General features: G+C 56.6%; 17 protein-coding genes, 5 tRNA genes and 1 pseudogene. 16 read left to right on the top strand and 7 right to left on the bottom strand.

The window, feature by feature from the left end; translation table 11 throughout:
• The first annotated feature begins 155 nt into the window (after nucleotides 1–155).
• The 3 genes from rlmB to DW821_RS04675 all read left to right on the top strand — a co-directional run bounded on the left by rlmB (nucleotide 156) and on the right by DW821_RS04675 (nucleotide 2,055).
• Nucleotides 156–1,076 (top strand): 23S rRNA (guanosine(2251)-2'-O)-methyltransferase RlmB, encoded by a 921-nt coding sequence (gene rlmB, locus DW821_RS04685; RefSeq protein WP_118065846.1) that lies wholly within the window; start codon nucleotides 156–158, stop codon nucleotides 1,074–1,076.
• A gap of 3 nt (nucleotides 1,077–1,079) precedes the next feature.
• Nucleotides 1,080–1,757, top strand: a complete 678-nt coding sequence (locus tag DW821_RS04680) for an NYN domain-containing protein (RefSeq protein WP_006234978.1) — start codon at nucleotides 1,080–1,082, stop codon at nucleotides 1,755–1,757.
• Nucleotides 1,758–1,980: 223 nt separating this feature from the next.
• Nucleotides 1,981–2,055 (top strand) — tRNA-Thr (locus DW821_RS04675).
• Between the two features lie 533 nt (nucleotides 2,056–2,588).
• On the opposite strand, the gene DW821_RS04670 is transcribed toward DW821_RS04675, so the two are convergent.
• Both DW821_RS04670 and DW821_RS04665 read right to left on the bottom strand, forming a co-directional pair.
• The gene (locus DW821_RS04670) at nucleotides 2,589–3,989 is read right to left on the bottom strand and encodes a PTS transporter subunit EIIC (protein ID WP_117646058.1); all 1,401 of its coding nucleotides are present in this window, start codon (nucleotides 3,987–3,989) and stop codon (nucleotides 2,589–2,591) included.
• 9 nt (nucleotides 3,990–3,998) lie between these two features.
• Nucleotides 3,999–5,417 (bottom strand): glycoside hydrolase family 1 protein, encoded by a 1,419-nt coding sequence (locus DW821_RS04665; protein ID WP_118065844.1) that lies wholly within the window; start codon nucleotides 5,415–5,417, stop codon nucleotides 3,999–4,001.
• 151 nt (nucleotides 5,418–5,568) lie between these two features.
• Between DW821_RS04665 and DW821_RS04660 the strand changes: the two genes are divergently transcribed.
• From DW821_RS04660 to DW821_RS04600, 13 genes and pseudogenes are all read left to right on the top strand, one after another.
• Nucleotides 5,569–6,402 (top strand): MurR/RpiR family transcriptional regulator, encoded by an 834-nt coding sequence (locus DW821_RS04660; protein WP_158551291.1) that lies wholly within the window; start codon nucleotides 5,569–5,571, stop codon nucleotides 6,400–6,402.
• A 403-nt stretch (nucleotides 6,403–6,805) separates the two neighbouring features.
• Nucleotides 6,806–6,887, top strand: a tRNA-Tyr gene (locus tag DW821_RS04655).
• Nucleotides 6,888–6,897: 10 nt separating this feature from the next.
• A tRNA-Thr gene (locus DW821_RS04650) sits at nucleotides 6,898–6,973 on the top strand.
• Between the two features lie 3 nt (nucleotides 6,974–6,976).
• A tRNA-Met gene (locus tag DW821_RS04645) sits at nucleotides 6,977–7,053 on the top strand.
• 96 nt (nucleotides 7,054–7,149) lie between these two features.
• The gene (tuf, locus tag DW821_RS04640; protein WP_117563790.1) at nucleotides 7,150–8,340 is read left to right on the top strand and encodes an elongation factor Tu; all 1,191 of its coding nucleotides are present in this window, start codon (nucleotides 7,150–7,152) and stop codon (nucleotides 8,338–8,340) included.
• 277 nt (nucleotides 8,341–8,617) lie between these two features.
• A complete protein-coding gene (gene rpmG, locus DW821_RS04635; RefSeq protein ID WP_102372646.1) occupies nucleotides 8,618–8,767 on the top strand; it encodes a 50S ribosomal protein L33 in 150 nt (49 codons plus the stop codon).
• Nucleotides 8,768–8,780: 13 nt separating this feature from the next.
• Nucleotides 8,781–8,856, top strand: a tRNA-Trp gene (locus DW821_RS04630).
• A 76-nt stretch (nucleotides 8,857–8,932) separates the two neighbouring features.
• Nucleotides 8,933–9,271 carry a preprotein translocase subunit SecE gene (secE, locus tag DW821_RS04625; protein ID WP_118065842.1) on the top strand — a complete coding sequence of 113 codons (339 nt, stop codon included), beginning with the start codon at nucleotides 8,933–8,935 and terminating at the stop codon, nucleotides 9,269–9,271.
• 3 nt (nucleotides 9,272–9,274) lie between these two features.
• Nucleotides 9,275–9,811 carry a transcription termination/antitermination protein NusG gene (gene nusG / locus DW821_RS04620; protein ID WP_006234984.1) on the top strand — a complete coding sequence of 179 codons (537 nt, stop codon included), beginning with the start codon at nucleotides 9,275–9,277 and terminating at the stop codon, nucleotides 9,809–9,811.
• A 120-nt stretch (nucleotides 9,812–9,931) separates the two neighbouring features.
• Nucleotides 9,932–10,360, top strand: coding sequence for a 50S ribosomal protein L11 (rplK, locus tag DW821_RS04615; protein WP_022093893.1), 429 nt, complete (start codon nucleotides 9,932–9,934; stop codon nucleotides 10,358–10,360).
• Between the two features lie 117 nt (nucleotides 10,361–10,477).
• Nucleotides 10,478–11,185, top strand: a complete 708-nt coding sequence (gene rplA, locus DW821_RS04610; RefSeq protein ID WP_022093892.1) for a 50S ribosomal protein L1 — start codon at nucleotides 10,478–10,480, stop codon at nucleotides 11,183–11,185.
• Nucleotides 11,186–11,648: 463 nt separating this feature from the next.
• Nucleotides 11,649–12,215 (top strand): annotated as a pseudogene (locus tag DW821_RS04605) (hypothetical protein).
• Complete coding sequence (locus tag DW821_RS04600; RefSeq protein ID WP_226790685.1) at nucleotides 12,124–12,789, top strand: isocitrate/isopropylmalate family dehydrogenase; 666 nt, start codon at nucleotides 12,124–12,126, stop codon at nucleotides 12,787–12,789. The pseudogene DW821_RS04605 and the gene DW821_RS04600 overlap by 92 nt, the downstream one beginning before the upstream one ends.
• A 351-nt stretch (nucleotides 12,790–13,140) precedes the next feature.
• Here the strand turns inward: DW821_RS04600 and DW821_RS04595 are convergent, their stop codons facing one another.
• The 5 genes from DW821_RS04595 to DW821_RS04575 form a co-directional block, all read right to left on the bottom strand.
• Nucleotides 13,141–14,271, bottom strand: coding sequence for a DUF4179 domain-containing protein (locus tag DW821_RS04595; RefSeq protein ID WP_118065840.1), 1,131 nt, complete (start codon nucleotides 14,269–14,271; stop codon nucleotides 13,141–13,143).
• Entirely contained in the window at nucleotides 14,252–14,812 is a 561-nt protein-coding gene (locus tag DW821_RS04590; protein WP_118065838.1) for an RNA polymerase sigma factor, read from the bottom strand. The genes DW821_RS04595 and DW821_RS04590 overlap by 20 nt, the downstream gene beginning before the upstream one ends.
• 232 nt (nucleotides 14,813–15,044) lie before the next feature.
• Entirely contained in the window at nucleotides 15,045–15,755 is a 711-nt protein-coding gene (locus DW821_RS04585) for a metallophosphoesterase (protein ID WP_118065836.1), read from the bottom strand.
• On the bottom strand, nucleotides 15,752–17,668 hold the full coding sequence (locus tag DW821_RS04580; RefSeq protein ID WP_118065834.1) for a BMP family ABC transporter substrate-binding protein: 1,917 nt from the start codon (nucleotides 17,666–17,668) through the stop codon (nucleotides 15,752–15,754). The genes DW821_RS04585 and DW821_RS04580 overlap by 4 nt, the downstream gene beginning before the upstream one ends.
• Before the next feature lie 94 nt (nucleotides 17,669–17,762).
• Entirely contained in the window at nucleotides 17,763–18,530 is a 768-nt protein-coding gene (locus tag DW821_RS04575) for a mechanosensitive ion channel family protein (RefSeq protein WP_118065832.1), read from the bottom strand.
• Nucleotides 18,531–18,690 lie beyond the last annotated feature (160 nt).

The raw sequence follows: 18,690 nt of genomic DNA, 5'->3' as shown, positions 1-18,690 counted from the left end.
CCGTTCAAACCGTCGCTCGCGTACTCAAGTACGCGTCGCTCCTCTTTCACGGCAATCTCGGGCACTTGGAAAACCCGTACCGACCGCCCGAATTAATATTCATGGGCGGTCGTTTATTTTGTTTCGTTTGATAGTTGTATTTAGGAGGTCGCTTTATGGCCGACAATCGCAGGCGTTCGCCTCGTGGTGGCAAGCAGACTGCTTCTGGCTCGCGTCCGATTCGCCGCAACGACCGCGCTGCCACTCCCAAGGGCCAGCGCGAGCGCTCCCAAGCCCAGGCTGCGCGTTCGCAGCGAGATCGCAACCGCGACAACGTTCAGGTTCCCAAGGGCGAGTTTATCGAAGGTCGTCGTGCTGCCGCCGAGGCACTGCGTACCGGCTTTCCCGTCAAGTGCGCGCTCATCGCCGAGGGCGGGGAGCGCGATGCCGCCTTGTCGCGCCTGGTCGACGACCTCAACGCCGCGGACGTCCGCATTAAGTATGTGCCGCGCACGCAGCTCGATGCGCTGTCGAGCCATGGCGCTCACCAGGGCATTGCGCTCGAGGTGGGCAATTTCCCCTATGCCGATGTCGCCGATATTCTCGATCGCGCGGGTGAAGGACCGGCTCTTGTCGTCGTGCTCGACCACGTGACCGATGACGGTAACTTTGGTGCCATCGTGCGCTCTGCCGAGGTTGTGGGCGCGGCGGGTGTCATCATCGCCAACAAGCGCGCCGCCGGCGTAACGGTGGGCAGCTACAAGACCTCCGCCGGTGCAGTCATGCACCTACCCATCGCGCAGGTGCCCAACATCGCCCGCGCGCTTGACGACCTCAAGGCCGCCGGCTTTTGGGTGGGCGGTGCTTCCGAGCACGCCGAGGGCGGCTGCTGGGATGCTCCCTTCGAGGGCCGCGTTGCGCTCGTCATGGGCTCCGAGGGCGACGGCATCTCGCGCCTGGTGCTCGAGAAATGCGACTTTTTGACCAAGCTTCCCCAGCGCGGCATGACCGAGAGTCTCAATGTGGCCCAGGCGACCACCGCGCTGTGCTTCGAGTGGCTGCGCCGCAATGCCGGCGAGCTCATGGGGGAGGAGTAGCGCATGTCCAAGAAGAACCGCGCCAAGTCCAAGGCCAAGCGCTTTGGCGAGGGCTCGGCCAAGCCAATTGTTTCGGCCGCGACCTATGGCGTGGGCGGCAATGCGTTTGCGCAGGCTATCGCCGATCCGGTCTCGACGGTGCACTCCAATAAGCCCGAGCTGCTGGTGGTCGACGGCTACAACGTGATTCACTGCACGCCGCGCTACGAAAAGCTCGTGTACGACCATTCCGACGATCCGTATTCCAGCGACGTCCACGATATGGCTCGTACTGCGCTCATCAACGATGTCGCGGCGTTTGCCCAGGGCCGTTACGAGGCCGTGATCGTGTTCGACGGCGCGGGCAACATCTCCAGCGAGCGCCCCAACCTACCGGCCCGCGGCGTGCGCATTGAGTTTTCGCCGACGGGCGTCTCTGCCGATACCGTGGTGCAGAAGCTCTGCATCGAGGCGCGCGAGGAAGGCCGCGCGTGCTCCGTGGTATCGAGCGACGGTACGATTCAGGCCGTCGTCATGGGCAAGGGCGTCACGCGCATCTCGAGCCGCATGCTGGTGGACGAGATCAAACAGATCGATAACGACGTTCACGAGGCAGAGGAAGCTCCGCAGATCAAGATGACTCTGGGCAGTCGCCTGAGCCCCGATGCCCTGGCCAAGCTCAAGGCCCTGCGCGGGAGGTAGGGGATTATCCATAGAGACCCGTTTCCCAATTGGTCAGCCCGTTGATTTGTAATCAATGGACTGTGGGTTGCCGTCGCCAAAACGAATAGTTTTTGGTTTTGGCGAACGGATAAAACTATTCGTTCTGGCGAATAGTTTTGAGATGTGGTCGGGCGAAGGGCCTGTTGCGCCTCGTCCGCAATTCCTTTATTCTTAACTGGCTTCGCGCGAAAGCGCCAAGTGTGCCAGTGTGGCGCAACGGTAGCGCAACTGATTTGTAATCAGTGGGTTGCAGGTTCGATTCCTGTCACTGGCTCCATGAGAGTTTCGGGCTCTGTTCCCTTGTGGGACAGGGCCCGTTTCTATTTAGGTGGTGCGCCATCGGGTTGGCGCCCATCCCGTTTTTGGTTTGTCTCGTCCTCTAGTTTGTCTAAATCTGTAACACCAAGACCGATATTTGGCATCTAGCTGTTACAGATTGAGATGAAACTTAGGGTGTTTTAGGAATATCTTGATCTGTAACATGTAGAAGCGGAATAGGCCTCTTGCTGTTACAGATCGAGACAAGGGCGGGTGCGGACCTGGATGTCCTGCGCGAGCGTGGATTTCTGGACACGCGAGCGAAGAAAATCTCCCGACCGGAGAACGAGCGTGGATAATAAACTTGGATAGGGAGCTAAGGTAAACACCGATTGTCTATCCACGGCTTTAGAAGCAACGACCCCGATTTCATTGTGGAATCGGGGTCGTTTGTGCCTCAGGAATCCGAATGGATTAATCGAGCTCCTAAGGGACTTCTTGGGTTCTTGCTAATGGTCTGCCGAGGATGTCCCCAATGCAAACAGCGGGCATCTACTCAATATAGCTGGGGTTCTTCTTGATGATCACGCGTGCAGCGATGAAGGAGACGACGATGGCGATGATGGCGACAACGCATGCCAGCACGAAGTTGCCCATGGACCCATCGGGAGCGATAAAGATGAGTGCCGAAAGAAGGCCGGGGCATGCTCCCGCAACATACTCTTTCAGAACAAAGATGCCTGCAGGGAGTCCAGCGCAGAGCGCGCCGATTGCCGTGCCGACAAGCAGGCGGGGACGCTCGATGAGGCAACCGTAGAACGCGGGCTCGGTTACGCCACAGAGTGCGGTGACGGCAACCGTGGTGACCATACCCCTCTTCTCTTTGTTTCCCTTCATGGCAGTTGCCAGGGCGAGGCTCGTGCCGCCAATGCAGAGGTTCGAGATGAATCCAAAGATAATGGGTGCCCAACCGAGCTGCGCCAGGCTCGTAACTTCGATTGCGATGTAAGCCTTATCGAGACCGAGCATGACGAAATAGGGGTTAAGGGCTGCCAGGATCGGAGTGGCGATAAATGCCACGTTGTCCATAAGCCACGTGACGGCATCGCTCAGCGCGTAGCCCATCATGCTGCCGGCGGGGCCAAGGATAATCAGCTCGACGGGCACGACGATGATCATGGTGAGCAGCGGCTTCAAGAACAGTTTGGTAACGTCGGGAATGATTTTCTGAAGACCGCGATCGACGAAGTACATGAACACGACGCCCAGTACGATTGGCACCACCGTGCTCGAGTAGTCATTCGTCGGGATGGGGATGCCAAGAAAGTCGAGACCCTCAGCACCGCTAATGGACGAGCTGATCATGATCGCGCCCAGCAATGCGCCCATGATGGGCTGCATCTTCATGACGGCTGCGAGCTGATAACCAAGATAAACGGGCAAGAAGCTAAACGAAGCGCTAAAGATCGCCAACAGGACCTGGGCGGTTCCGCTATCGGTGCTCAATCCGCAATAATTGACCAGGAGATTCTTGATCGAAAGAATGAGTCCGCCAACGATGAGCGCCGGGACGATGGGCATGAATACCTGTGCAGAGACGTTCCCGAATTTCTCAATCAAGCCCATGGCGGTGTTACCGCTTTTAATGCCTTCTGCAAGGTCTTTGGCCGTTTGGGCATCGTCGGCAACCGTGCCACCGCCGACTTCGATTCCCGCGAAGTCGAGGAAGTCGTTGTAAGCCTCGGTGACGTTGGGGCCGATGATCACCTGAAGCTGGCCACCGCTGACTACTGCCCCGAGCGCCTGATCGGCCGATTTGGCGAGCTGGAGATCGATGATCGAGGTGTCTCGTGCGTCGATGCGAAGGCGCGTCGCACAATGAGTTACCGATGTAATGTTCTCTTTGCCGCCAACAGCCTTTAGGACTGTTTCGGACATTGCCTGATATTTCATCTCTTTCTCCTAACCTTCCTGCTCCTGATACTTCGAGATAAGGTCTCGGTACCAATACCAGCTCTTTTTGGGGGTGCGCTCCAGATTGTTTTCGAAGTCGATATGGACAAGTCCGTATCGTTTTTCGTAGCCGTTGATCCAGCTATACAGATCCATCGTCGACCAGAGGTAGTAGCCCTCAACGCGCGCGCCGTCGCGCTTGGCCCTCATCATGTGCTCGATGAACTGGCCCAGAAGCTCGATGCGGTCATCATCGTGGACCATTCCGTCTGCGTCTGGTTGCTCATAGGCGCCATGTCCGTTTTCCGTAATAAAGATGCGGGGCGCGTCATAGCGCTCGTGGACATCCATGATGGTTGAATACATGCAACCTGGGAGTATTTCGCGGCCCCATTTATTGCGGGGAACATTGCTGTCGCGGGCGCTTTCAAACAAGGGCGCAATGCATTTTCCTTCGACCTTTTTGCTCGAACCGCCCTTATTGTTCGCCGAAACGGCAAGCTCTCCACCGTGCCAGTCGGTTACATACTCTCGGCAATACACGTTGAGTCCAATAAAATCGACTTTACCGTCTCTGAATTCTTCTACGTCATTTGGGGAGCGATAGAGCGAGACGCCAAGTTTTTCAAGGATTTCGTCCATTTCTGGCGGCAGTTGACCCTGAAGCGCTGGTGCCAGAATCATGCGATTGGCGAAAAAGTCTGCGTATCGAAATACGTCATCAGGGTGCTCGGTTGCCGGGTCGAGTTCGACAACGCCGCCATCGTGGACGGCGCCGATGATGCCGTCGTAGCCCATTTGACGATATGTTCGGACTGCGAGTGCGCTTGCGCGCATCAGGTTGTACTGAAACTGCATGTACGACTGAACGTCGAGCGATCGATTGGGGGGATAGTTGCCCAACATGTTTACGCAGTAGCTGTAGAAATGCGGCTCGTTAACGGTAGCCCAGATTTTGACGCGGTCTCCAAAGCGCTCAAAGCAAATCTTGGCGTATTTGCAGAACCACTCTGCCATGTCATTGTTCAGCCATCCGCCTTTGCAAGCAAGCGTGAATGGCAGATCGTAATGGAACAGCGTAACGTTGGGCTCTATGCCATTTTCGAGGCAGCAATCAATGACCCGATTATAAAAATCGATACCCTCTTCATTCACTTCGCCGATACCCGTGGGGATGATTCGACTCCATGAAAGAGAGAAGCGATAGGTGTTTTGTCCGCCTTCTTTCATCATGCGGATATCTTCTTCATAGCGATGGTAGAAGTCGCAAGATACATCACCGTCAACATGGTTGATGTTCTTATTGCTTGTGTGGCTAAAGAAATCCCACTCGCCAAGGCCTTTGCCGTCTTCGTTCCAGGCACCCTCGCACTGATAAGACGCCGTGGCGGAACCCCAGAGAAACGGCATGTTGTTCACGTTGCCCATGAATCCCCTTTCCATCATTCAACACGGTGGATACGTGTGGCGGAATTACGATTAAGATGACGTCAACTGATTTGAATCATAGGAGAACGACCAAAGCTGTTTGATTCAATAAATGAACTATGATTTCGAGGAGAGCGGAAAGAGGGATCACGTGAATATCAATGACTTCGATGTGCTCAATCGCATTAGCTCCATCATCAACAGCGAGTTTGGGTCAAACGATGCCGCCATCGCTCGATATCTCGTCGCTCACATTAGGCGTTCGAGCGAAATCAATGTTGCCGCAATAACCCGCGATGCATTCGTGACCCGTTCCGCTGTTCGTCGTTTCTGCAATCGATTGGGCTACCAGTCTCTTAGCGATTTGAAAGAATCATTTACTCAATCAGTCTTTCCAAGCGACTTAAGCCATCGAGAGGAGGAATTTGGCTACGAGGAGTACAGGGCAGAGCTCGACGTTCGCATGATCGAGATGTTCGCTGAGGTTGAAAGCGGCGTGTCCGATATTGCTATTAAGCACCTTGCCGACGAAATTGATGGCCATAAAAACGTTGAAATCTGGTGCACCAATAATGTGAGCGCCAATCTCGTACGATTTCAGCAGGAAATGTTTTATGCGGGCAAGATAGTTCGCATAGTTGCTGGGGCTAACGTCGCGGAATTGAAAAACATGGGAGACGCTTCGCAGTCATTGATAATTCTCGTATCGGTCTCCGGGCTATTTGCGTCACAGGCGCGTGAGTATCTTGATTGCCGTTCGGGCAGGAAGATTCTAATAACTGCGTTTAGCAACGATGACAAATCGAGGTCTTTTGACCGTGTATATCGTCTTGGTAATGCGGGAAACGGAATTGACCGACTCGGCGTTTATTCGAAATACGCCATGACTTATTTCTTCGACTTGCTATCGTCGTGTTACTTGAGTCGCTACCCCTGCACCAAGGGGGAGCCGCTCTATGGGTCTACTTTGGCCTGGCCCGAGTAGTTGCGGCTCTATAGTTCTCCCGCCTGGAGAATGAGCGTGGAAAATCTGCCACTTTGGCCTTAGAGCCGCGCTAAAAGCGGGAGATTATCCACGCTCGATCGTGCCGTGGAAGCCCGATTGCAACCTGTGTAATAGTGCAAGAGGGTCGTTATCGAAGTTCGTTCCAGCCAGCGTACTCTACTACGACAAAGTGTTCCCTCGGGAAATGTCACCGCTACATGCAAATTCACCGTCCTTCATATCCAAACACAGCAAAACCGCAGGTCAAGGCTATATAGATACGCCCGGAACCGTGTATCTAGAGGTTTTCGTTGACAGCCCCCAAGGTTGCATCGTATTATCTTTTTCGTTCGCGGGGGCGGCGGTCCAAAAGACCAAAGAACCTGCGGATACTTGAACGATTGGGAGTTTGCCCGAGTGGTTAATGGGGACGGGCTGTAAACCCGTTGGCTCTGCCTACATAGGTTCGAATCCTATAGCTCCCACCCGTCAAGTGCCTGTATAGCTCAGTCGGTAGAGCACTTCGTTGGTAACGAAGAGGTCACCAGTTCAAGTCTGGTTGCAGGCTCCATCCGGCGGTGTAGCTCAGTTGGTTAGAGCACACGGTTCATACCCGTGGCGTCACTGGTTCGAATCCAGTCACCGCTACCATAGGTAACACGGTGGCTTCTCAATAGTATGTTGAGAGGCCACTATGGTATAAAGGCAAAGTCCCGTCCGGGGACGACCTGTTTAGAGGAGGGCTTTATGGCCAAAGAGAAGTTTGAGCGCACTAAGCCGCATGTTAACATCGGCACCATTGGTCACGTCGACCACGGCAAGACCACGCTGACCGCCGCCATCACCAAGGTTCTCTCCGAGACCGAGGGCTGCAAGGCTGACTTCACTGCGTTCGAGAACATCGACAAGGCTCCCGAGGAGCGCGAGCGCGGCATTACGATCTCCGTCTCCCACGTCGAGTACGAGACTGCTGCCCGTCACTACGCTCACGTTGACTGCCCGGGCCACGCTGACTACGTCAAGAACATGATCTCCGGTGCTGCTCAGATGGACGGCGCTATCCTGGTCATCGCCGCTACCGACGGCCCCATGGCTCAGACCCGCGAGCACATCCTGCTCGCCCGTCAGGTCGGCGTTCCTTACATCGTCGTTTTCCTGAACAAGTGCGACATGGTCGACGATGACGAGCTCATCGACCTCGTCGAGATGGAGACCCGTGAGCTCCTCTCCGAGTACGATTTCCCCGGCGACGACATCCCCGTCATCCGTGGTTCCGCTCTGGGCGCTCTCGAGGGCGACGCCAAGTGGATGGACGCTATCCGCGAGCTCATGAACGCCGTCGACGAGTACATCCCGACGCCTGCTCGTAACAACGACCTCCCGTTCCTGATGGCCGTTGAGGACGTTATGACCATCTCCGGCCGTGGTACTGTTGCTACCGGCCGTGTCGAGCGCGGTGAGCTCAAGCTCAACGAGCCCGTCGAGATCGTCGGCATCAAGGATACCCAGAACACCGTCGTTACCGGTATCGAGATGTTCCGTAAGTCCATGGACTTCTGCGAGGCTGGCGATAACGTCGGTCTGCTGCTCCGCGGCATCAAGCGCGAGGACATCGAGCGCGGCCAGGTTCTCTGCAAGCCCGGTTCGGTTACCCCGCACACCAAGTTCACCGGCGAGATCTACGTTCTGACCAAGGAGGAGGGCGGCCGTCACACCCCGTTCTTCGATGGTTATCGTCCTCAGTTCTACTTCCGTACCACCGACGTTACCGGTACGGTCAAGCTCCCCGAGGGCACCGAGATGGCTATGCCTGGTGACCACATCACCATCGAGGGCGACCTCATCCACCCGATCGCCATGGAGGAGGGCCTGCGCTTCGCTATCCGCGAGGGTGGCCACACCGTCGGTTCGGGCATCGTCTCCACGATCATTGAGTAAATTAGCTCTCTGATAGTTGACTTAGAGAACCCGGCACTTATATGGGTGCCGGGTTCTTTTCTGCAATGGATATTGAGCCGTTGCTGGTGTCGAGAGGATCAATAATGGTCCTGGTTGCACCGTCGATTAGATCTCGCTGGCTTCATTGATGTGTTCCAAATATGAATGGATTCAGCGAGAACCAATTGATTCGAGGTTTTCATTGACAGCACTTACATAGAGCTGATAAAGTACCATCTCGTGCCCGTACGGGGCGGATATGAAAGGTTCAGGATTCATGCGTACTCTAGTTACTCTTGCGTGCACTGAGTGCAAGCGCCGCAACTATACGACCACCAAGAACAAGGCGAACATGCCTGATCGTATGGAGATCAAGAAGTATTGCCCCTGGTGCCGTCACCACACGCTGCACAAAGAGACTCGCTAGTCTTTAGTCATATACGCCAGTAGTTCAATTGGTAGAGCATCGGTCTCCAAAACCGAGTGTTGAGGGTTCGAGTCCTTCCTGGCGTGCCAGTCATTATTCCGTAAGCTCCCAATTGGGGGCTTACGGTTTACTCATGTATAAGCGCATTGCGCGGAGGTAACCCAAATGGCCAACAAGAAGAACAAGAAGAAGGCTCAGCAGCCGGCACCTGCCAATAACGCTGCCGCCAACTCCAAGGTTGAGGCCAAGAAGGCCGTTGCCAAGAAGAACGAGAAGGCTGCGAAGCCCAAGAAGAACGAGAAGCCTGGTTTCTTCGCCCGCACCAAGAAGTATTTCGCTTCGGTGAAGTCCGAGATGAAGCGTGTCACGTGGCCCGATAAGAAGGAGCTCGTGAACTACTCGGTCGTCGTTTGCGCTTCTCTGATCGTCGTCGGCGTCGTCATCGCTCTGCTCGATGCTGGCTTTGGCGAGGCTCTTGCTCTGTTCTCTGGATTGAGGGGCTAAACCATGTCTAAGCGTTGGTACGTCGTTCACACTTACTCTGGATACGAGAACCGCGTTAAGTCCGATCTCGAGCATCGTATCGAGACCATGGGCATGCAGGACCGTATCTTTGATATCGAGATTCCTATGGAGCGCGTCACCGAGATCAAAGAGGGTGGCAAGCGCGAGACCAAGGATTCTAAGATCTTTCCGGGTTATGTCCTGGTTCGCATGGAGATGGATGACGATGCGTGGACGTGTGTTCGCAACACGCCCGGCGTCACCGGTTTCCTAGGCGGCAACGGCAAGCCCGCTCCGCTTTCCCGCGACGAGTACAACAAGATGACTCGTCGTCCCGGTAAGGGCGATTCGCCCAAGCGCACCTCGGTTGATATTCAGGTCGGCACGTCCGTCCGCGTCACCGATGGCCCGCTTACCGACTTTGATGGCAAGGTCTCCGAGGTTAACACCGAGGCTGGCAAGCTCAAGGTCACGCTGATGATCTTTGGCCGCGAGACGCCGGTCGAGCTCGACTTTAACCAGGTCGCTGTCATCGCTTAAGTTTTCGTCCGTTCGCGCGAGCGTGCTTCTTCTGTGACTGCTCATCTCAGGAGTGCTTCTAACACGTGCGTGCTTACGATATAGCAAGTACTTCACACTCGTGATTCGAAAGGAATGACCATGGCTGAGAAGAAGGTTGCCAACGTCATTAAGCTCCAGATTCCTGCTGGTGCAGCTAACCCCGCTCCTCCCGTCGGCCCCGCTCTGGGCGCTGCTGGCGTGAACATCATGCAGTTCTGCCAGGCCTTTAACGCCGAGACGCAGGACAAGAAGGGCGACATCATCCCCGTTGAGATCTCTGTCTACGAGGATAAGTCCTTCTCCTTCATCACCAAGACCCCGCCGGCGGCTCACCTCATCAAGAAGGAGCTGAACCTCAAGTCTGGTTCCGCTAAGCCCCAGGCCGACAAGGTTGGTCAGCTCTCCCAGGAGCAGCTCACCAAGATCGCCGAGATCAAGATGCCGGACCTCAATGCCAACGACATTGACGCCGCCAAGAAGATCATCGCCGGTACCGCCCGTTCCATGGGCGTCACCATCGCTGAGTAGCGATTTCTTATGGTAACGACGGGTGCTCCGACCTGGGCGCCCGTTAAACGTGTGCAATAGGGCACACGATACGATGTGGGAGGGCTCACGCCCGTTTAACCACAGGAGGTAATGCACATGGCTAAGCATGGTAAGAGCTATAACGCCGCTGCCGAGAAGATCGATCGCGCCACGCTCTACACCCCCCTTCAGGCTGCCAAGCTCATCAAGGAGCTCGACACCGCCAAGTTCGACGAGACCGTCGAGGCCCACTTCCGTCTGGGCATCGATACTCGTAAGGCTGACCAGAACATCCGTGGTTCCATCTCCCTGCCCCACGGCACCGGCAAGACCGTTCGTGTTGCCGTCTTCGCCGAGGGCGAGAAGGCCCGCGAGGCCGAGGCCGCCGGCGCCGACATCATCGGTTCCGACGAGCTCGTCGCCCAGATCCAGAAGGGCGAGATCAACTTCGACGCCGCTATCGCTACGCCGAACATGATGGCCAAGGTTGGCCGCATCGGTAAGATCCTTGGTCCCCGTGGCCTTATGCCGAACCCCAAGCTCGGCACCGTGACCATGGACGTCGCCAAGATGGTCTCCGAGCTCAAGGCCGGCCGCGTTGAGTATCGCGCTGACCGCTACGGCATCTGCCACGTTCCCCTGGGCAAGAAGTCCTTCTCTGAGCAGCAGCTCGTCGAGAACTACGCTGCCCTGTACACCGAGATCCTGCGCGTCAAGCCCTCTTCTGCTAAGGGCAAGTACGTCAAGTCCATCTCCGTGTCTTCCACCATGGGCCCTGGCGTCAAGGTCGATCCCGCTGTCCAGCGTGACTTCCTGGCTGAGTAACTGCTAGTTACTGCCTGAGCAAAGCAAGCATTGCTAAAGAAACCCGGTTCTGCCCTGCGCAGGACCGGGTCTCTTGCTTTTGAGTCAACGAAACCACCACGAAGGGGACAGGCACCCTTGTGGTGGTTTTACTTGTGTTGTACTTTAGCGCGATGTAGTACTACCCGAGGCCGAAGGGAGCCCAACATGTTTAAGAACACGCAACAGCTCCTAGGCCTAGCGCTACTAGATTGGATAGCGCGCTAGGGTTGTAATCTCGCTATAACGATTTGTTGTACCCGGGTGCGCTATCGTCTGCCGCTTTCAGGCGTGATGAGCGACACGGGTATTTTTCTATCTCTAGGCCTTCTCTCTCCTGAAAGCCATCTGTCATAAAACGGTCAATCAGGAGGAACATATAAGCCACAAAATCACAATCTTTGACGCCACCCTGTGCGACGGTGAGCAGTCGCCGGGCGCCAGCATGAATACCGAGGAAAAGCTCTTCATCGCCCGCCAGCTGGTGCGCATGAACGTGGACGTTATCGAGGCGGGCTTTCCCATCTCGAGTCCTGGTGACTTTCGCTCCGTACAGGAGATTGGCAAGATTGCGGGCGACCGATGCACGGTATGCGGCCTGACGCGCGCTGTCGACAGGGATATCGAAGTGGCTGCAGAGGCGCTCAAAACGGCCCAGAGGCCCCGTATCCATACAGGGCTGGGTGTGAGCACCAGTCACCTGCGCGACAAGCTCCATATGACTGAGGAAAGGGCAATTGAGTGAGCGATCCATGCCGTCAAACATGCTCGCAAGTTCGTTGACGATGTTGAGTTTTATGCCGAGGATGCCGGCCGCTCCGATCAGGAGTTTCTGGTGCGCATTATCGAGGCGGCCGTAAAGGCCGGTGCCACGGTCGTGAACATCCCCGATACGATGGGCTACAACATGCCGTGGGACTTTGGCGCCCGCATCCGTGACCTGCGCGGGCGCTGCGGGTGCGGCCGGTCAGCGTGCGGTCGACGTGATGGAGTATCGCGAGTACGAGATTGAGCGCATTGCGCGCCAGGCATTTGAGGCGGCGCGCAAACGTCGCGGCAAGGTGACGAGCGTTGATAAGCGCAACGTGCTGGAGACGAGCCGCATGTGGCGCGAGATCGTGCATCGCGTGCAAGACGAGGAGTACTCCGACGTGGAGCTTGAGGACCTGCTCGTCGACAACGCCGCCATGCAGCTCATCAGTCGACCGGCAGACTTTGACGTCGTGGTGACGGAGAACATGTTCGGCGACATCCTGTCCGATGAGGCGGCTCAGATTACCGGATCGCTCGGTATGCTTGCCTCTGCCTCGCTGGATGATGGCGTATCGCTGTTTGGGCCGAGCGCTGGCAGCGCTCCTGACATCGCGGGGCTCGGCGTGGCCAATCCGCTGGCTCAAATCTTGTCGGTGGCGATGCTGCTGACCTACGCGCTCGACATGGGCGAGCAAGCCGCGTGGATCGAGAGCGCCGTGGCGCGCGTGCTCGACGAGGGCTGGCGCACCCGTGACATCGCCGATGTCAACACCCCGGCAGATAAGATCCTCGGCACCACGACGATGGGCGACAAGGTCGTCGCCGCGCTGTAGGCGATGCCGATTCAAGCTGTCAAATATCTCAATCTGTAACATCTAAGGGGCAAAATCGTTCCTACCTGTTACAGATTGAGATTTTCGGCCGAGCATCCGTGGTCTGTCTCGATCTGTAACAGCTAACCGATTATTTGGGCCCTACCTGTTACAGATTGAGACAAACCGTTGGGACAGGTCGGACGAGTCAGCAAAACCATCACAAAGGTGCCGGTCCCCTTCGTGGTGGTTTTTAGCGCAACGAGGTGTTCCCAGCCGACCATACGGGCGGCCTTGCGCTCACGCTGCTCGATGACAGCGCATCTTTAGACGCGAAGTGCGGAACCGGGTGCATATACGAGCCGCGTAGCGTTACGAATTCATGGGAATGACCGTATCGCCAATTTGTACGCTTGCAATCTTGTCTGTGTCACAAACTTGCGAGAACGGCCAGGTCTTGTGGACATCAGTGGTGCCGTTATCCAGTTTATTTGCGAAATAGCCGCTGTGGCTGGTTGCGTCCTCAACATGACCGTCTTTGAACGTCACGATGAGGGGTATGTTGCCAACGGCATCCATAGACTCCTCCATGTTTTGAGACATCTTGCCGCTGTTGTTGTCGTGTTTGATGGAACGATCTATGTTGTAGCGGACTGAAACGCCAACGCAGGATACGGTGGCCTCTTGAATCGTCGCCTTGGTGCCGTTAAAGTTGACCGATTTGGGCGCGGGAATCGTAACGGATGTATCTTCGTAATTCAGCTGGAACTTAAGATCCCATGGGCCCGTAAGTATTTTCTTATACTCGGGAAGCTCTTTGCCAGCGCGTGGCACAACGAGAGAGTTGATATGCGTGCGGACGGTCCTGCCCATAAGGCCGGGTGATTCAACGCTGAACTGTGCAAAGTATTGAATGCTGGAGTCATTGGGGTTCTTGTCAATGAGCCATGATTGGCCTTGGCCGCCATGCTCGCCATCAACGTATACGTTTCCCTCGACACTTCCGGCGATAGTTCCGTTCTCGCCCGGCTCGGAAAGCTTTTTCAGGGCAGCGGGATCGTCGAACGTAAGCGTATAGGCGATGGTAACCATATCCTTGTCGCCCATGATGGCGTCGGCGGTCACGGTGACTCCGTTGTTGGAGCAGCTAGCACCGACGGGCCGGCCAATACGGTCGATGATCTCGGTTTGAGAAGCAGGTCCGTCAAAGATGTCGGAAAGCATGTCAGAAGGAAGCGGCAGGACGCCTGTTGCCATAGCCGTGCCAGCGCCTCCAATGACGATAGCGAGGACTGCCGTTACAGCGGCAATGCGAGCGACTGTTCTTACGGGATGGCGGGCGATGCGCGGCTTGCGTCGCGTGCCATTAAAGTTGCTTTGAGCGGTCGCCGCATCGCTCGAGGCGACGGACTGAGCAATCGAGTTTGCCATGTGCTGCTTCGCATTATCGGTAAACGAAATGTGCTCCAGGGCGTGGCGATAGTCATTCGAATTCGTAGTCATTGTGGTCTCCTTTCAAGGAAAGCCGAAGTGACGCACGTCCGCGGCTAAGGTGCTGGGCGGTTGCAGCTGGCGTCGCGTGAACGGCGTCTGCGATTTTCCTGATGCTCATGCCTGCGTAGTAGTGCAAAAAGATGGCGATGCGCTGTGCTTGAGGCAGGGCCGTGACAGCGGAAAGAATGGCGCAGTCGCGTTGCGCGAATTCTTGCTCGGTATGTGTTACGGGTGCGCAGAAATCGGGGAGCGAATCGAGGTCGACAACCGGGTGATTCGCGTGCGTACGGCCGATATCGCGACATGCGTTCAGTGCGACTCGGATCACCCAAGCACGTTCGTGTTCGAGCGAGTCGAACGGTTGAGTGCGTTGGAGAATCTTGATCAGCGTGTCCTGGCAGATGTCTTGAGCGTCGTCAGCGGATCCAAGGGCCGAATAGCACAATCGAAGGATGAGGTCGGAATACGTGTCGACCAAGCGCTTTGCTTCCCGCTCGATCTGATCGGCATCGCATCGGAGCGTGCTATTGCGGTTACGGCGTGCAGGCATAGTGTCACCTCCAATTGGTCGTGGTGGATATAGGGAAGGCGTCTCGCGAGGTCCCTCTACATACAACACGGTCGAGACTGCATAAGTTGACAAAAAAAGACGGCACGTGAGCGCCGTCCTTACAAAACAATGAGTGTTCTCGTTAATTACACAAGCACCGTGATGGACAGGTCGGACGAGTCAGCAAAACCACCATAAAGGTGCCTATCCCCTTCGTGGTGGTTGTTGGCAGTTACCAGGGGGTTCTGGCGGTTGAGGACTCGATGGCCTCGTGGCGCTTGAGCTCGCGGCGCATGGTTTGCGAATTGAGCCAGGCTGCTTGCCAGCCACGGATGGGGTAGTGCGTCTCGTCGAGTTCAAACTGCGTATAGCCGCAGGCGTTGATGATCGTTGCCCCGCATGCGTGCTGACGCTCGCGGTGAAAATCGCAACCGTAGCTTTGGTGCACATGCCCGTGCACCATGTAGTCGGGATTCCAGGATTCGAGTGCCGTGTTAAAGCATTCGAATCCTCGATGCGGTAGATCATCCAGATCGCCCATACCGGCGGCGGGTGCATGGGTAAGCAGAATGTCGCACCCGCCGACCATCCTAACCTTACGTGACAGCTTACGCATGCGCTTGGACATCTCGCGTTCGGTGTACATGTTGGCGCCGTCGCGATAACGCATGGACCCGCCAAGGCCCGCAATGCGAATCCCTCGGTACGTGTACACGCTGTCTTCTACGCAGATGCATCCGCCCGGTGCATGACGTGCGTAGCGGTCATCGTGATTGCCGCGCACGTAGATGAGCGGTTTGTTGATGACGGTGACCAAAAACTCAAGATAGTCCGGGTCCAGATCGCCGGCGGACAAAATCAGGTCGACGCCCTCAAAGCGTTCCTTGCGAAAGCACTCCCAAAGGCATCGTTCTTCGGTATCGGCTATGGCAAGGATTTTCATAGGACAGGGACTTTCGGCTCATCGTCGAGCTGCGGAATGGTGCCCACCACGTTGTCCGCTAGCCAATTCATCTCGACAATCTGCGTGCTCGGCAGCGGAGGGAAGCCTTCGATCTGTACCACGCCGTTCTGGCTGTGGAGCTCGCCGCCAAAGGGGTTGATGGAGCCCTCGACAATGCCGTTGCGGAGCAACTGCACGAGTTTGCGCGTCTGGTAGGGTAGGCCCGGAGCGTAACGGATGTCGATAACGCCGGAGCTCATGCCGTACCAGTAGTTGACGGCGCGCACTTGGTTGTCGTCGCTGGTCTCGTCCCACGTGCCGTGCAGAAGGCTGCGAACGATGAGCTCGTAGTAACGGCCCCAGTTCCATACGGGCATGGCGATGCCGGTGACTTTTCCGTCGACCAAGCGGTGAAGCCCGTAGGCCGTTGGGTCTTCGAGCGACTTTGACATGTCAGCGCCGGTCATGACGCTCACGCCCTCGCGGCACATGGCCTCGGAAAGGCCTCCGGCGGGCACATCGCCCCAGGTCAGGATAATTTGCGCGCGGGGGTCGAGCAGCGAGGCGCCGATGGCAAAGGCGTTGATCTCGCTAAGCGCGCCCGACGCAAAGACGGACGCGTGGTAGCCAATGCGATGGTTGTCCGCCATGCTGGCCGCAAGAGCGCCCAGCAGAAACTTTGCCTCGTACATCTTTCCAAAATACGAGCGCACGCTTTGGTGGGGAAGGCCGATGGAGCAGTTGAGGAACCGAACCTGGGGATACTCAACGGCTGCCCTGAGCGTGTATTCCATCAGGCGATGCGAGGTCGAGAAGATGACGTTGTCTCCATGTTTGACAGCCGTTTCCACGGCGGCGTAGAACACGTCTGGATCGTGGCAGTCCTCAAACGCCTCGGTGCGCACGATACCGCCAAAGTGCTCATCGAGATACTGGCGCCCTTGATCGTGCAGGCTGTCCCAGCTCGACGTCGAACAGGGGAACTCATGGATAAAGGCGATGCGTAGGGGGTTGGCCGCCGAGTAGACGGTCTTGCCCATAAAGAAGTTGAGCACGCCGGAGGTGGGCTTGGCGGGCGCCTCTTCCTCATCGACGCTCGGCGCTTCGACAAGATCGACCTTGTCCTCGTCATTTTTGCCGGCAATGACCAGCTCGCGCCAAATCTTGCACAGACGGTTGACGACGATATCCGTCGGCGTATCCAGTAGACGGTCTTGGTTGTACACGTTGAGGTAGACGAGCATGGCGTCGGCGGGCGTAATGTCCAGATGGTCGCCGCCGGCGCGCAGGTAGGCACGTTTAAAGAGTAGGAAGGTATGGCGCAGGTAGTCGACCTTTTTCTGTGGCCACTTTTCGACAAGGTCCTGGCCGAGCATCTTGGCGAGCGTCTCATAGCTTCCCTCGCGCGAGAACTCGATCTCGTATAGGGGGCAGACGCGCCAAAACGCGCAGAACTCGCCGTACAGGCGACTTTCGACGGAATCCCATGTGCCGGGGTAGAGGCGGGTGACCTTGGCCGAAACCGTCGGGGCGTCCAGGAATTTGAGGACGCTGACGCGCTTGTTGCCCTCCTGGACGTAGAACCGATGCATGAACTCGGTGACGATGATGGGGTCGCGATAGCCCTCGGTCACCTGGATGTCATAGAGGTTGGACCACTTGCGGGCGAACTCGGTGCTAAATGGCAACAGGGGCATAAAGTTGCACGAAAAGGCAGACTGACGGCCCTTGGTAACCGTGCCGACGACCATTTCGAGCGGAATATCCCGCAGGCCGACGCTCTCTCGCTGACCTAAGGGGAGCTGGGCAACCAAGCTGTCGAGGTCCGTAAGGTACGGGTGCTCGCTTTGGCTGATGGCGCGACGGCGTCCCTGCTCGCCGCGCTTGCGTGCTTGACGATAGGCCTCTTCCATGGTGTCTACTCCCTTAGTCGTTTAAACAACGATATGAACCATGGTACCACGATGCGAAACCACCACAAAGGTGCCTGTCCCCTTTGTGGTGGTTTTAGGCGATGATGGGGGCGATGGCGCGGATGCAGGCGTCGGCTGCCGTGAAGGTGGTGCTATCGTCGCTGACGATAAAGATGATTTTGCCCTTGACGCCAAAGTCGCCGATCTCACTAAAGAGCACGTACGGCTCCTTGTCAAAGCCAGAGATGGGAAGCACCGCGGCCTTGGTGGCGTCGGTAAGCTCATCTGCCAGCGCATCCAGCGAGGCCCACTTGGACGTGTCCTTTACGGCAACGGGCACGGTAACGCGCCCAAAGGGCATCAAGTGCACGAGCGTGTTCTTGGAGATGTTTGAATTGGGGACGATGATGGTCTGCCCGCAGGCGTCCTCGATGGTCGCATGGCGCCAGGTGATATCTTGGACCACGCCCGACACGCCGCCGACCTCGATATTGTCGCCGGGTTTGATAATGCCCATAAACGTCACCTGCATGCCGCCGATGAGGTTTGACAGCGTGTCCTGAAAGCCGAGCGAGATGGCGATGCCGCCGACGCCAAGAGCGGCGACGAGCGCGTTTGCGTTAATGCCAAAGCAGTTGTCGAGGATAAAGCTGCCGCCGATCATCCAAATGACGGCACGCGCGATGTTGATGAAGATGCTCGATGCGGGAAGCGGGTTGTCGTCTCGGTTGAGTAGGTGGCGCAGGGTCTTGGATGCCACCTTGGCGGCGATGGCGGTGACTATTACCAAGATGACGGCCCAGATGATGTTGTGGACCCAGCGCTGCTCAAAGAAATGAAGAATCGGTTCAAACAATTCCATGTAGGGAAAACCTCCTAATGATCATTCAACCATGATACCCACCAAAAAGCCCGTCCGATCACATCGGATGGGCCGATAACTTGAGATGGGGTGGCCGCGGTGGCGTAAGCTGGGCCGCCGGCGAGCACGCCGGCAAGGAGTGCGGCGGTCAAGCAAGACG

The organism is Collinsella sp. AM33-4BH (genome assembly GCF_003469205.1).
Taxonomy (GTDB): domain Bacteria; phylum Actinomycetota; class Coriobacteriia; order Coriobacteriales; family Coriobacteriaceae; genus Collinsella.
The sequence above is the reverse complement of the archived record's forward strand: the minus strand, read 5'-3'. Positions and strand labels throughout refer to the sequence as shown.

Coding starts and splice junctions, on each gene's coding strand:
- rlmB (WP_118065846.1), top strand. CDS start 156: ATGGCCGACAATCGCAGGCGTTCGCCTCGTGGTGGCAAGCAGACTGCT.
- DW821_RS04680 (WP_006234978.1), top strand. CDS start 1,080: ATGTCCAAGAAGAACCGCGCCAAGTCCAAGGCCAAGCGCTTTGGCGAG.
- DW821_RS04670 (WP_117646058.1), bottom strand. CDS start 3,989: ATGAAATATCAGGCAATGTCCGAAACAGTCCTAAAGGCTGTTGGCGGC.
- DW821_RS04665 (WP_118065844.1), bottom strand. CDS start 5,417: ATGGGCAACGTGAACAACATGCCGTTTCTCTGGGGTTCCGCCACGGCG.
- tuf (WP_117563790.1), top strand. CDS start 7,150: ATGGCCAAAGAGAAGTTTGAGCGCACTAAGCCGCATGTTAACATCGGC.
- rpmG (WP_102372646.1), top strand. CDS start 8,618: ATGCGTACTCTAGTTACTCTTGCGTGCACTGAGTGCAAGCGCCGCAAC.
- secE (WP_118065842.1), top strand. CDS start 8,933: ATGGCCAACAAGAAGAACAAGAAGAAGGCTCAGCAGCCGGCACCTGCC.
- nusG (WP_006234984.1), top strand. CDS start 9,275: ATGTCTAAGCGTTGGTACGTCGTTCACACTTACTCTGGATACGAGAAC.
- rplK (WP_022093893.1), top strand. CDS start 9,932: ATGGCTGAGAAGAAGGTTGCCAACGTCATTAAGCTCCAGATTCCTGCT.
- rplA (WP_022093892.1), top strand. CDS start 10,478: ATGGCTAAGCATGGTAAGAGCTATAACGCCGCTGCCGAGAAGATCGAT.
- DW821_RS04595 (WP_118065840.1), bottom strand. CDS start 14,271: ATGACTACGAATTCGAATGACTATCGCCACGCCCTGGAGCACATTTCG.
- DW821_RS04590 (WP_118065838.1), bottom strand. CDS start 14,812: ATGCCTGCACGCCGTAACCGCAATAGCACGCTCCGATGCGATGCCGAT.
- DW821_RS04585 (WP_118065836.1), bottom strand. CDS start 15,755: ATGAAAATCCTTGCCATAGCCGATACCGAAGAACGATGCCTTTGGGAG.
- DW821_RS04580 (WP_118065834.1), bottom strand. CDS start 17,668: ATGGAAGAGGCCTATCGTCAAGCACGCAAGCGCGGCGAGCAGGGACGC.
- DW821_RS04575 (WP_118065832.1), bottom strand. CDS start 18,530: ATGGAATTGTTTGAACCGATTCTTCATTTCTTTGAGCAGCGCTGGGTC.